This window comes from Nonomuraea sp. MTCD27 (genome assembly GCF_041950495.1).
GTDB lineage: Bacteria > Actinomycetota > Actinomycetes > Streptosporangiales > Streptosporangiaceae > Nonomuraea.
Genome location: NZ_JBGNUW010000034.1, coordinates 1 through 11,769, shown reverse-complemented (window position 1 = coordinate 11,769; position 11,769 = coordinate 1). Strand labels below are relative to the sequence as shown.

Here is an 11,769-nt window from a genome sequence, read left to right as displayed (position 1 = left end):
GAACGCCGCCGGCGACGGTGCGGCGGAGGCGGCCGTCCCGCCCGTCCCGCCCGGCCGGGGCGCCGGGACCGTGGTCAACCTACGGAGACGGCGGTGGCGGCCTGGCGGATGACCGCGGCCACCGCGGCGGGGTCGGACACGTAGACGGCGTGACTGCCGGCAGTCTCGGTCACGGTGGAGCCCGCTCGCTCGGCCATGGCCCGCTGGGCGGGCGGGGGGATCATCCGATCCTCGGTCGCGACCAGGTACCAGCTCGGCTTGTGCCGCCAGGCCGGCTCGACGACCGCGCCGCCGAGTGCGTCCACCCCCCAGGGAACCTGGGAGTCGGCCATGAACGCGGCCTGTTCGGCCGGCAGGTCGGCGGCGAACGAGGCGGGGAACTTCTCGCGGTCCAGGAACAAAAAGCCGTCCACCGGCGGCAGGATCGGCGGGACCGGCGCCCCGGGAGGCGGGTCGGCGATCAGCGCGTTGACCGACTCGCCCTTGTCGGGGGCGAAGGCCGCGATGTAGACCACGGCGGCCACCTGGTCGTGCGTGCCCGCCTCGGTGACGACCACTCCGCCGTAGGAGTGGCCCACCAGGACGACCGGGCCTTCTTGGGCGTCGAGGACCTGCCGGGTCGCGGTGACGTCGCCCTCCAGCGACAGGGTCGGGTTCTGCACGACGGCGACGTCGTAGCCGTCCTGCTTCAGCAGGTGGTAGACGCTCTGCCAGCCGGACCCGTCCACGAACCCGCCGTGGACCAGGACGATGCGCGGGATTGTCATGGCTGTGCTCCTTCGCCGATGAGACCGTGAGGGCACTCACGCTAGGTCGCGGGGCGAAGGTGTCGATTGAGTCATTTGACTTGGTTCAGCGCATCTCTGAGCGCGGCCCGGGAGGTGACACCGAGCTTCGGGAACAGCTGGTACAGGTGATTGGCGACGGTACGCGGGGACAGGAACAACCGCTCGCCGATCTGCTTGTTCGTCAGCCCCGCCGCCGCGAGCTTGGCGATCTCCTGCTGCTGCGGGGTGAGTGCGGCCATCCCCGCGGCCCTGCCGGGCCCGATGGACAGGCCGGTGGCCCGCAGTTCGGTGCTCGCTCTGGCCGTCCACGGTGCGGCGCTGAGGCTGCGGAAGGTGTCGAGCGCGGCGGCCAGCTGGGTGCGGGCCCGGACGGTGGCTTTGTCTCGGCGCAGGCGTTCACCGTAGATGAGCTGCAGGCGGGCCCGCTCGAACGGCCATCGCTCCGCGCCCGCGGTGGCCAGGGCGGCCTCGAACAGCCGGCCGTAGCGGCCGTCGGGGGCGGCCATGGCCGCGCAGGCACCGGCGACCATCGTCAGCCGCGGCGAGATCACGGCCAGCCCGGCCTGCCGCACCGCGGCGGCATGAGCAGCCACTTCAGCGCGGCGCCCGCTGCGCCAGGCGGCTTCGGCCAGGTCGGTGACGGTCCACAACGCATGCGGCACGTACGGGGCCAGCACCCCCGCCGGGCTGATGGCGGACGCCTGCCGGTAGGCCTCGTCGAAATCACCGCTGCCCAGGGCCGTCAGTGCTCTGACCTGCCAGGCGTAGTGCTGAATCGCGCGGGCCCCGCGCGGCGTCGCCCATCTGGTCATCTGATCGGCCAGCTCCGTGGCGGTGTCCTGCTGCCCTCGCGCGGCGGCCAGCATCGCCCGCAGGTAGATCCCGGGCCAGGCCAGCAGCCGGTAGCCGTGCTTGTCGCACAATGCCAGGCCCTCGTCGACGACCTGCTCCAGCTCCTCCCACTGCCCCACGAGGAAGGCGTCGTTACCGAGCAGGAACAGCGCCTCGATCGCCGAGGTGACCGCTCCGCCTTCGCGACCGTGGCCGATGACCCGCCACAACCCGTCGCGGCACTGTCCCAGCCGGTCGACGTAGGCGCAGGCGATGCCGATGCGCGAGATACGCGCCGGGCTGATCTCCTGATGCAGACCCGCGATGACGGCATCCAGCCGGTCGAGCATCGGCGGCGCCAGGCGGGCCGGATCGGAGAAGGTCTTGCCGAGGATGTCCAGCAGTTCCGGAGGCCCTGGCCGCAGCCGGTCGATCGCCAGGTGGAAGGCTTGCCACAGCTCGGCTCGCCCGCCGAAGAAGCACACCATGAGCAGGGTGTACAGCCCCTCGATGAGGGGCTTGTTGTGGGCGTCACCGGGATCGGGCAGCATCTCGATCGCACCGGACATCAGGCGGTGCGCGCTGTCCACGTCGCCGTCGCCGTTGAGCAGGTGGTAGGCGCCGGCGACTGCGGTGGCCAGCGACTCGCCGCGCTGATCGGCCCGGCGTGCCTGCTCCAGCAGGTGCGGCGCGTCCCGAAGGTCACCGTTCACGATCGCGCCGAGGTAGGCGGCCTCACCCAGCCGTCCGGCCCGGTCGGGGTCGGCCGGACTCAACTCGGCCGCGCGCAAGAGCAGGGTGATGGCGCGGACGCCGTCGCCGCGCCGCAGGTTGGCGTGCGCCACGGCCTGGAGCAGGGCGGCGACCTCCTCATCAGCGCCCTCTGCCGCCTCGGCCAGGTGCCAGGCCCGGCGTTCCGGCCGGTCGGCGAGCCGTTCGGCCAGCAGTCGGTGTGCCGAGCGGCGTTGCTCGCCCGTCGACATCTCCACCACCGCCGAGCCCATCAGGGGGTGACCGAAGACCAGCCTCCTGTCTTGCTCGACCCGGACCAGCCGGGCCCGTTCCGCAGGGGACAGCGTGTCCGTCCCGTGCAGGACGGTCAGGTCGCCTGTCCCGTCCAGCGCGGCCAGCAGCAACAGGTTGAACGTGGCGGCGGGCAGATCCCTGATCCGAGCGGCGAACACCGCCTGCAGCCGCCCGCTGAGTGGCAAGATCGGGGGCAGCGCGCCGCCGGAGGCCCGTCGACTGTCACCGAGTGCCACCGGCAACTCCAGCAAGGCCAGCGGGTTGCCCTGGGCGTCGGCCAGCAGCCGCTGCCGCGCCCGCGGTGCCAGTGCCGGGTAACGTGCTCTCAGCAGGGCTGCGGCATCCTCGTCGGTCAGCGGCTGCAACTCGTACCCGGGCAGCACGGCGTGTTCGAAGAAGCTCTCCTCGCCCGAGCGCGACGCCGCGAGCAGCCCGGCCCGGCTGCCGGCGAGGCGTCGTGCCACGAAGCCCAGCACGGCGGCGCTGGCCCGGTCCAGCCACGCGATGTCGTCGACGACCAGCACAGCGGACGTGTGGCGGTGGCCTGGCGCAGGAGCAGCAGAGCCGCGTTGGCCACCAGGAGCTGACCGGGCGGGGCCCCGTCCCCCAGCCCCAGAGCGACGCTCAGGGCCCGTTCGTGCGCCGGGTTCAGGTGTGGCAGGCCGGCCAGGAGCGGGTGGAGGATCTGGTGGAGGCCGGCGAAGCTCACCTCGGCCTCGAACTGGGAGCCGGAGGCGCGCACCAGCGTGTGTCCGGCCGCCAGCGCACGTGCCGCGGCGACCTCCAGCATCACGGACTTGCCGACCCCGGCCTCGCCCAACAGCATGAACGCGCCGCCCTGGATCGCAGCCTGGTCCATGAAGTCGCCGATCCGGGCGAGATCGCGTTCGCGTCCCATCAACGAACCGGCTGGATCAGAGATCAGCGGCGCGTTGACTAAAGGAGGTTCCCCTCCCGACATCGAACTCACGGATCTGACCCTACGCCCAGCCGTGGGCGCGGAGCTTGCACATGACGCCGATGAGGATGCACATCGCCTACCGGTCGGACAGAGTTGCGGGATAACGTTCGTTATCTTTAGCTCCTTGAGCAGCGTCCTTCACGTACTCCACAAGGCTGCTCGGCTCCCGCTCCTGCGCTCTGGATGTGGTTATCTACCGCCCGTCCATCACGGAGATCCCCCTGGAGTACGGATGCATGTTCAGCGGGTGGCAGTGCCTACCTCGCGGGTCACATCGTGGACGGTACTGGGTGACGACGCGGCCCCAGTGCCGCCGATCGAGCGGTATCTGGCCTATCTGACCGACATCGAACGGTCACCGAACACGATCAAGGCCTACGCCCACGATCTGAAGGACTGGTTCACCTATCTGGAGCAGCGTGGGCTGGACTGGCGCGAGGTCCGTCTGGAGGATGTCGGGGAGTTCGTGGCCTGGCTACGGCGGCCACCCAATACGCGCGACGGGCAGGTCACGGTCCTGCCGACGGTGGAACACCACTGCGGGGAGAGCACGGTGAACCGCAAGCTGTCGGCGATCTCGGCGTTCTATCAGCATGCCGCCCGTCACGGCGTCGATCTGGGAGAGCTGCTGACGACCTGGCAGCCGGCGGGCCGCCGAAGTACGGCATGGAAGCCCTTTCTCCATCACATCAGCAAGGGCAAGCCACAACGACGTCGGGCGATCGCGCTGAAGGCGCCCAAGAAGCTGCCGCGGATCCTCACCGTTCAGAGGGCGTTTGATTTGAGTAGATTGCGCCTTATGTTCTAGTAGGTGTCTCGCCAGGTTGGGGTGGTCTCGTCCGTTATGCGTTTGGTGAGATTGTCGATCGAGGCGATGTAGATCATCGCTTCAGAGCTGGCGGGCAGAGTTTCGTAATCGCGGGTTAGGCGTCGTCGTAACATAAGCCATCCGAGGCTGCGTTCCACTACCCAGCGCCTTCTAACGACGTGGAAGCCGCGGATGTCGGGGTTTCTGTTGACGACTTGCACGTCCGATTCCGAGGCGGGCTCCATGTTCGACTGCTGCGTTCTTGAATCCGGTGTCGACCCAGGCTTTGGTGATGGTTGGGTATGTCTCCTTGACGGTGTTGAGCAGTTGTATTCCTATGGCGTTTTCGGAGAGGCTTGCGGCGGTGACGGTGACGGCGAGTAGGAGGCCAAGCGCGTCTGTGACGATGCCTCGCTTCCGGCCGATGATCTTCTTGGCGGCGTCCGTTCCCTGGCTTGTCAGGGGTACGTTGGTGGAGGTCTTGACGCTCTGGGTGTCGATCACGGAGGCGGTCGGCTCGGGCTCGCGGCCGGCCTTGACGCGGGCCAGTCCGGTCAGGTCGTAGTTGAGTTGGGCGAGTATCCCTTCGTCGCGCCAGGCCGCGTAGTAGGCGTATACGGTGTTGTACGACGGGAAGTCATGCGGTAGGTATTTCCAGGCAATTCCCGTGCGGTTGACATAGAGAATCGCATTGAAGACGTCCCGTAGTTCGACGGAGGCTGGCTGGCCGGTGGGCCGACGGTCGAGTCTGGCCTGGCGCCAGGTGGTCAAGGTGGGCTCGATTAAGGCCCAGCGGGCGTCGGATATGTCGCTGGGGTATGGCTTCCGTTCGCTCATGGCGGAGCTTGTACCCGAGAGATGTGATCGATAGTAGACTTCGTCTGGCTGGGAGCGTCTATCACCTATCTAGACCAGACGGAATTTGAGCGCCATTTCATCATCAAATGGTCGCTCGCATGGGCGATGAGGACTACACAAACTACACAGACAGGGAAAAGAGCCCAAAAGGCTGTGACTACAGAGCTGGGCATTCGCCAACCAACCATCCCTAAACGCCCACTCAGAGTGCGTTCCGCGAGCTGATGTCCCTTTCGTCGGTGGGGTTGGGGTAGGTCGGCTGGCCGGAGACTTGCCGTTCGTGTCACGGGCGCGGCTGGGTGAACAATCCCGGCTCGGTCTCGACGAGGATGCCGCGGACGGCCAGGCGTTTGAGCTTGGCGCGGACGTTCTGGATGTTGTTCTGGCTCAGGGGCAGGTCCATGGCCAGGGCCAGGTCACGGGCGCGCAGGGAGCCGTCGACCTCGCCGAAGACGGTGAGAATCTGCTGGTAGGCGGGAATGGTCGGGGAGAGGTGGCGGCGGCGCGACGGGCTCGATCAGTGCGAGGTCCTCTTCGGCGAGGGAGAGGAGGGTCTTGCGGCTGATCCGCAGGTGCTCGATCGCCTGGCTGAGGTCGTTCAGACGCGCGGTAAGCGTGTCGATCTCCGCCTGGGTCTGCTCGATCTGGCAGGTCACAGAGCGCTCGCGGGCGTCGATCCGGTCCAGGAGCCAGGCGCCGGGGTCGGGCTGGCGCACGTCGGGCTCGGTCATGTCCACCGCCATGGCGGGGTGGGACCATGGGTCAGGCGGCGGGACATCACGTCCGTCATCGCCCAATACACCCGCGATTCCGAACTGGCCGGCAGGTACTCGTAGTCGCGGACCAGACGCCGGTGGAACATCAAGATGCCGTATGTCTGCTCGACGACCCATCGTTTCGGCTGGGGGACGAATCCCTTGCCGGCGGGGTTGCGTTCGATGATCTCGACGTCGATTCCCAGGTCGGAGCCGTGCGCGACGACCGTGTTCTTAAAGCCCTGGTCGACCAGCGCTTTGGTCACCGTGCCCTCGGTGGTGGCGGTGACCCGGTCCAGCAGGGCGATCCCGGCGGTGTTCTCATGTGCCGAGGCGGCAAGCATGACCACGGCGATGACCAGCCCCAGCACGTCTACCGCCAGGCCGCGTTTTCTGCCCGGCACGCGCTTGGCGGCGTCCTCGTTCGGCGGGGCGACCTTCATCGGTGCCACCGGGTTCGGCGTGGTGACCTTCACCGGCGACGCCTACTTCGGCGGGGCGACCTTCACCGGCGACGCCAACTTCACCGAGGCGACCATCACCGGCAGCGCCACGTTTGGCGGGGCGATGGGACTGGACAGCGCGGAGCTGGGGGATGTGCGGGTGGCGCCGGCGGCCGCTGACGTGATGCGGGTGTGGCCGCCCGGCTGGCGGGTGGCGGCGGGGGCGGACGGGTGGCAGACGCTGCGCCTGGCAGCCATCCCGGAGGGGGAGACAGCGGCGGGGAGCGGGGCCCCCGAGGGATCCCCGGAGCCGGAGGGGTTGACATAGGGCTCCTCAGCGAGCCGCCATCCTACTAGCCCAAGCGCGCGCCGCCGTCGACCGCGCCACCGCCTACGGCGTGGCGTGCGAGCTCATCCGCGGCGACGAGGTGGACGACGAGAGCGGCAGCCCCTGCGACGCCGAGCACCTGTATGAGGCCTGGTGTGGCTGCCCGACGCAGGCTATGAGGAACTGGCCTGCCCGTCACGCTGCGGTCGCGGTGGGCACCATCTCCGGCGCCAAGAGCCGGCCGAACCCGAATGCCCGCTACGGGGGCGACCCCACGGCCGGAGGCTCGCGCCCATGACCGGCACGGCGACCGCCTTGCCCACTACGCGCGATTGGTGCGCCCCTACACGTCTGCTCTGAGTCGCTCCACCCGCGCCCGGTCAATCTTGGTGAAAATGCAGGTCGGGTGGGTATGAGCGGGCGGCCCACGGGGCATTGACGCGGGCGTCTCACATCATGTCGGAGGAGCGCCATGTCCTTGTCACGTTTCATCGCCTTGTCGGGACTGGTGCTCGTGCTGGCGACGGGCTGCGCCGGCCCGGCCACGATGCGGGTCGTGCCCGCCAGCCCGGTCTCTCCGACCGCGGGGGCTCAGCCGGTCTTTCGCCAGCCGCAGGAGCTGAGGAGCAGCAACGGCCTGCTGCGCGTGCGGCTGGTGGTGGAGCGGCGCACCGTCCGGCTGGCCGGGCAGGACGTGCGGGCGATGACCTACAACGGCCACTACATGCCGCCGACCCTGCGCCTGCGGCCCGGCGACCGGCTCGATCTGACCCTGGTCAACCGTCTGGGCGAGCACACCAACCTGCACACTCACGGCTGGCACGTCTCACCGAGCGGCAATTCTGACAACATCTACCTGCACATCATGCCGGGACAGAGCTACCACTACAGCTATCGGCTGCGCGAGGACCTCGCCCCCGGCACCTACTGGTACCACTCGCACGCGCACCCGCTGTCGGAGCCGCAGGTGCTGGCCGGGCTGTCCGGCGCGATCGTCATCGACGGCCTGAAGCGCTACCTCCCGCCCGGCCTGCGCGGCATCACCGAACGGCTGATCGCGCTCAAGGACGTTCAGATCAAGAACGGCGTCATCCCCACAGCCAACATCGACAGCAACGCCCCCACCAACCGGACCGTGAACGGACTCGTCAACCCCATCATCGGCATCCGCCCCGGCGAGACCCAGCTGTGGCGCCTGGCCAACATCGGCGCCGACATCGCCTACAACGTGCAACTCCAGGGCGCCCGCTTCACCGTGCTGGCCCAGGACGCCAACCCGGTCGACCGCACCTGGAGCGACGACGCGCTGCTCCTGCCACCGGGCAGCCGCTACGACGTCCTCGTGCAAGGCCCTCCGCCCGGCCGGACCCAGCTGATCACCACCGCCTACAGCACCGGCCCGGACGGGGACGACTACCCGCAGACCACGCTCGCCACCCTGCACTCCGCCGGCAACCCTGTGCGGCCGGCCGCCCTCCCGGCCGACTTCGCCGAGATCGACGACCTGAGCCACGACCCCCTGGCCCAGCGGCGCACCATCACCTTCTCCGAGAACGACCAGACCAGCCAGTTCTACATCAACGGCAAACAGTGGGCCGCCGACCGCATCGACGTACGGGCCAAGCTCAACACCACCGAGGAGTGGGTCGTCCGCAACGTCGCCGACGAACAACACACCTTCCACGTGCACGTCAACGACTTCCAGCTGATGAGCGTCAACGGCAGACCGTACCCGTTCCGCGGCTGGCAGGACACCGTCCAACTGCCCGCCCGCGGCCAAGTCGTCATCCGCATGAGATTCCGCAACTTCACCGGCAAGTACCCCTACCACTGCCACATCCTCAACCACGAAGACAACGGCATGATGGCCAACCTCGAAGTTGTCCGCTGACCATGGGTTACGCGGCGTGGCACCGTTCCCCGACATGATCGGGCCACCACAATGAAACGACCTGATCACGATGGCGGGGGGAGAGCAGGTGCGGCCTGTGAGATGCACGGCGGTGGCGATCGCCCTTCTGACGGTCCAGGCTCTTCCCGCTGCGGCCGTCCGCCACGACAACGGGCCGCCGCCGTCGCCGCTGCGCAAACTGTCGTCCTTCCGCGTCATGCCACGCGTGCTGCACCAGAGGGACGTTCTCCGCGTCCTGATGAAATGTCCCGCCCGCGCCAACCGCGGAGTGGTCGGCTCCACCGCGTTCACCCTGAAGGGCTCCTGGCGCTCCTTCCGCGAGGCAGGAGTCAACCTCTCCAACCGCGGCTTCGGCAAGCACGCCATCTCCATCTCCCGCTTCGCCGAGCCCGGACACCACGACGTCCACATCAAGTGCGTCAAAGTCACCATCGACCACGCAACCGGCTTCAAGAACGTCGAGCTGCTGCGTCGCGCCTCGACCTCGATCCTGATCCACCCCGTCAAGCTCCACCCCGAGCACACCTCTGATACGACTCAGCCGCCGGTGCCGCAGCAGTCCCCGACCCCCATGGCAGTCCTTGAGGGCGGTGCCGATGGTGCCCGAGCAAGGCCAGTGAACGTGCTCGGCACGGCCCACGACCATGAGCCCAGACGCGGCGAGCACGAGGCCGACTCCGAATGTCTCGAAGGTTGTCGTAGGCGATCACACGGCAGCACGTCAATCCCCCGCTGAGCACACCGCCCGCGATCGCTACGAGCCTCAATGCCGTCGGCGATTCCTCAGGTGCCGCCGAGCGCACCGGCGAAACGATCCACCTGGCTCACATCCGGGGCCCAGCAGTACAGCATGACCTCGTCGGCGCCGATGTCCGCCATCTGGGTGGCCGTGTCGCGGATCTGGCCGGGTGTGGTGAGCATGCTCGCCACCGCACCGTCGGCGAAGCCGGCCGGCAGGTTCATGTAGTGCGGGCCGCTGTAGTAGTCGTACAGCCGGTCACGCGCCTCCTTGATCAGATGATCGGGCCCCAGCGCGGCGTTGAACTGGGCAACCAGCCGGGGACGGCCCGTGCGTCCCTGGGTGTAAGTTCCGGCGGTAAATGGCCGGAGGCTCCGGCGTTATTTGGCCAGACGTGATCTCTTAACGGAACGAGGACGGCCCCGCCATGGCGGGGCCGAGGGTGGTCGGTGCAGGGTGGTGGGTCGCGGGTTCGAGGCGGAACCGGCGGGAACCTCACATGACGCCGATGATCAGGTTCTCGCGGGCGGCTTCGACAACTTCCTTGGTCACGGTGGTGAGCTGGTTGATCTCCAGGACACGTTCGATCTGGTCGACGAGGCGGGTGATGAGGCGGAAATTGCCGCTGGTGATGCGGGTGATGGCGGCGATGGCCTCGGTGGTGGCGAAATCGTCGCTCGCGCCAAGGCCCAGGTGGGGCCACTTGCGGTCCAGGACGTGAGCCTGTTCGTCGATGGACAGGGGCTTGTAGTGGTGGATGAAGCCGACCCGGGAGTAGAGCTGGGGATAGCGGGCGAGGTGCTTTTCGATGCCGGGCATGCCGATGAGGATCACGCCGATGCCGGTGCGGTCGTGGTGATCGCGGAGTTGTTCGAGCCCGGCCGTTTTGAGCCGGTCGGCTTCATCCACGATCAGGAGCTCGGCGCCGGTGGAACTGGTTCCCGGCGGCGGGTTGTCGCCGTTGCCTCGGCCGGTCTGCAGCATGAGGTCGACGGTGCGGCCGAGCCGGTCGCACAGCAGGGAGATCTCTTTGTCGAGTTTGTCCGGGGTGCTGTGGACCTTGGGGGTGTACATGACGGCGCGGACGGCCAGGACGTCGTCGGCCTCGGGCGCGTCGGCCGATCCCTGCCCGTTGAGGTGCGGGGCGAGTTGGTCCCAGCGGGTGTAGGCGCGGGCGGATTCGGTCTTGCCGACGCCGGGGCCGCCGTAGCACAGGCCGATGTAGCGCTTGCGGCGGACGGCTTCGGCGAACTCGCCGAATCTGCGGTGCTCCTTGGTCACCATGAGCGGCGCCGGCTCGGATCGGTTCGCCGGAGCGGGGCCAGGCGCGGGACGGTCGGTGGTGTAGGCGCGTGCCGTGGGGTCAGGCGCGCTGGGCGGGCTGATCGGGGGCGAGGCTGGGTGGGGTTCGGACGGGTTGTCACCTGGGGAAGCGGGCTCATCCACGCCGGGTGTCTTTCCGGCCGGAGCGCCGCTCACTCATTCCAGTAGCGTTTGAGTCGCGGACCGTCACCAGGGGTAGGAGTGTCGCCTGCGTCGTGGGTGGTGGCAGGGCCGGCCTGATCGCAGGTATCCCACTGGCGCAGCCTGGTCGTGGCCGGGTAGGCGGCGGGCAGCGGTTCGTCGTGCAGGGCCAGCAGGGTGTCGACCACGGTGCTGCGGGTGGCGAGCCGGCCGCGCAGCTGTTTGCGGCGGGCGTTGCGCGCGGCGGTGATCTCTTTGAGGCTGACAGTCTCGCCGGACAGTTCCGGGCAGATCGCCCGGCACAGGAAGGTGGCGTCGGTGCCGTCGGGGTGGCGCAGGTAGACGCGGATCTCGGTGATGTCGCGCGGGTCGTAGCGGATGGTGACCTGTTCGCCGACGTAGTCGGCCAGGACCGGGTCGATGTAGCGCAGGGCCAGGAACTGGATGCCGTCGGTGTGGATCTTGCGCGGTTTGGCGACGGTGCACAGCAGCAGGTCCAGCTGCTCCAGGGAGTCGGGCATGCGCGGGATGAACGCGCCGGCCTCCCAGCGGGCCTGCGGCGGGAGGCGTGTTTCGGAGTGCGGGCGCAGGTTGTAGACCTCGCGGATGAACCGGCCGATCGCGGCGTCGAGCTCGGACAGGGTGAGCTTGGCTTGGGTGGCGCGGTCCTTGCTGCCCTTGGGGGCGTAGCCGGGCAGGTGGGCCAGGCACATCTGGTTCATGGTCTCCGTAGGGTCGGCCGAACAGTGAGGTGCCAGTCCTGTATGGGCTGGTCCTTTTCCGTTCGGCCTCCCTCCGAACCGGGCAGACCCGTCTCCGAGTACCCGGCTCTCCAGTGATCTACTGCGTGAGCAGT

At 68.4% G+C, this 11,769-nt stretch carries 11 protein-coding genes and 2 pseudogenes; 4 read left to right on the top strand and 9 right to left on the bottom strand.

Going from position 1 to position 11,769, the window contains the following annotated elements:
- Positions 1–74: 74 nt before the first annotated feature.
- The 3 genes and pseudogenes from ACBJ59_RS56280 to ACBJ59_RS56270 all read right to left on the bottom strand — a co-directional run.
- Positions 75–767 (bottom strand): alpha/beta hydrolase, encoded by a 693-nt coding sequence (locus tag ACBJ59_RS56280; RefSeq protein ID WP_375118207.1) that lies wholly within the window; start codon positions 765–767, stop codon positions 75–77.
- Between the two features lie 71 nt (positions 768–838).
- Positions 839–3,169 (bottom strand): LuxR C-terminal-related transcriptional regulator, encoded by a 2,331-nt coding sequence (locus tag ACBJ59_RS56275; protein ID WP_375118206.1) that lies wholly within the window; start codon positions 3,167–3,169, stop codon positions 839–841.
- 152 nt (positions 3,170–3,321) lie between these two features.
- Positions 3,322–3,504: pseudogene (locus ACBJ59_RS56270) on the bottom strand (hypothetical protein); the annotation flags it as partial.
- Positions 3,505–3,838: 334 nt separating this feature from the next.
- Here ACBJ59_RS56270 and ACBJ59_RS56265 point away from each other — a divergent pair.
- Positions 3,839–4,414, top strand: coding sequence for a site-specific integrase (locus ACBJ59_RS56265; RefSeq protein WP_375118205.1), 576 nt, complete (start codon positions 3,839–3,841; stop codon positions 4,412–4,414).
- Here the strand turns inward: ACBJ59_RS56265 and ACBJ59_RS56260 are convergent.
- The 3 genes and pseudogenes from ACBJ59_RS56260 to ACBJ59_RS56250 all read right to left on the bottom strand — a co-directional run bounded on the left by ACBJ59_RS56260 (position 4,411) and on the right by ACBJ59_RS56250 (position 6,503).
- Positions 4,411–5,251 (bottom strand): annotated as a pseudogene (locus tag ACBJ59_RS56260) (IS5 family transposase). The gene ACBJ59_RS56265 and the pseudogene ACBJ59_RS56260 sit on opposite strands and share 4 nt — an antisense overlap.
- Before the next feature lie 437 nt (positions 5,252–5,688).
- Positions 5,689–6,003 carry a hypothetical protein gene (locus tag ACBJ59_RS56255; RefSeq protein ID WP_375118204.1) on the bottom strand — a complete coding sequence of 105 codons (315 nt, stop codon included), beginning with the start codon at positions 6,001–6,003 and terminating at the stop codon, positions 5,689–5,691.
- A complete protein-coding gene (locus ACBJ59_RS56250; RefSeq protein ID WP_375118203.1) occupies positions 6,000–6,503 on the bottom strand; it encodes a transposase in 504 nt (167 codons plus the stop codon). Before ACBJ59_RS56250 ends, ACBJ59_RS56255 begins: the two co-directional genes overlap by 4 nt.
- Here ACBJ59_RS56250 and ACBJ59_RS56245 point away from each other — a divergent pair.
- The 3 genes from ACBJ59_RS56245 (at position 6,436) to ACBJ59_RS56235 (ending at position 9,446) form a co-directional block, all read left to right on the top strand.
- A complete protein-coding gene (locus tag ACBJ59_RS56245; protein ID WP_375118202.1) occupies positions 6,436–6,798 on the top strand; it encodes a pentapeptide repeat-containing protein in 363 nt (120 codons plus the stop codon). The genes ACBJ59_RS56250 and ACBJ59_RS56245 overlap by 68 nt on opposite strands.
- 472 nt (positions 6,799–7,270) lie before the next feature.
- The gene (locus tag ACBJ59_RS56240; RefSeq protein ID WP_375118201.1) at positions 7,271–8,689 is read left to right on the top strand and encodes a multicopper oxidase family protein; all 1,419 of its coding nucleotides are present in this window, start codon (positions 7,271–7,273) and stop codon (positions 8,687–8,689) included.
- A gap of 112 nt (positions 8,690–8,801) precedes the next feature.
- Positions 8,802–9,446, top strand: a complete 645-nt coding sequence (locus ACBJ59_RS56235) for a hypothetical protein (RefSeq protein WP_375118200.1) — start codon at positions 8,802–8,804, stop codon at positions 9,444–9,446.
- 47 nt (positions 9,447–9,493) lie between these two features.
- On the opposite strand, the gene ACBJ59_RS56230 is transcribed toward ACBJ59_RS56235, so the two are convergent.
- The 3 genes from ACBJ59_RS56230 to ACBJ59_RS56220 all read right to left on the bottom strand — a co-directional run bounded on the left by ACBJ59_RS56230 (position 9,494) and on the right by ACBJ59_RS56220 (position 11,635).
- Positions 9,494–9,673 carry a hypothetical protein gene (locus ACBJ59_RS56230; RefSeq protein WP_375118199.1) on the bottom strand — a complete coding sequence of 60 codons (180 nt, stop codon included), beginning with the start codon at positions 9,671–9,673 and terminating at the stop codon, positions 9,494–9,496.
- Positions 9,674–9,944: 271 nt separating this feature from the next.
- A complete protein-coding gene (locus ACBJ59_RS56225; protein WP_375118198.1) occupies positions 9,945–10,733 on the bottom strand; it encodes an AAA family ATPase in 789 nt (262 codons plus the stop codon).
- A 191-nt stretch (positions 10,734–10,924) separates the two neighbouring features.
- The gene (locus ACBJ59_RS56220) at positions 10,925–11,635 is read right to left on the bottom strand and encodes a Mu transposase C-terminal domain-containing protein (protein ID WP_375118197.1); all 711 of its coding nucleotides are present in this window, start codon (positions 11,633–11,635) and stop codon (positions 10,925–10,927) included.
- Positions 11,636–11,769: the final 134 nt, after the last annotated feature.

Bases quoted from the DNA above. Each gene is read 5' to 3' on its own strand.
- ACBJ59_RS56280 (WP_375118207.1), bottom strand. From the start codon at position 767: ATGACAATCCCGCGCATCGTCCTGGTCCACGGCGGGTTCGTGGACGGG.
- ACBJ59_RS56265 (WP_375118205.1), top strand. From the start codon at position 3,839: ATGCATGTTCAGCGGGTGGCAGTGCCTACCTCGCGGGTCACATCGTGG.
- ACBJ59_RS56255 (WP_375118204.1), bottom strand. From the start codon at position 6,003: ATGACCGAGCCCGACGTGCGCCAGCCCGACCCCGGCGCCTGGCTCCTG.
- ACBJ59_RS56240 (WP_375118201.1), top strand. From the start codon at position 7,271: ATGTCCTTGTCACGTTTCATCGCCTTGTCGGGACTGGTGCTCGTGCTG.
- ACBJ59_RS56230 (WP_375118199.1), bottom strand. From the start codon at position 9,673: ATGAACCTGCCGGCCGGCTTCGCCGACGGTGCGGTGGCGAGCATGCTC.
- ACBJ59_RS56225 (WP_375118198.1), bottom strand. From the start codon at position 10,733: ATGGTGACCAAGGAGCACCGCAGATTCGGCGAGTTCGCCGAAGCCGTC.
- ACBJ59_RS56220 (WP_375118197.1), bottom strand. From the start codon at position 11,635: ATGAACCAGATGTGCCTGGCCCACCTGCCCGGCTACGCCCCCAAGGGC.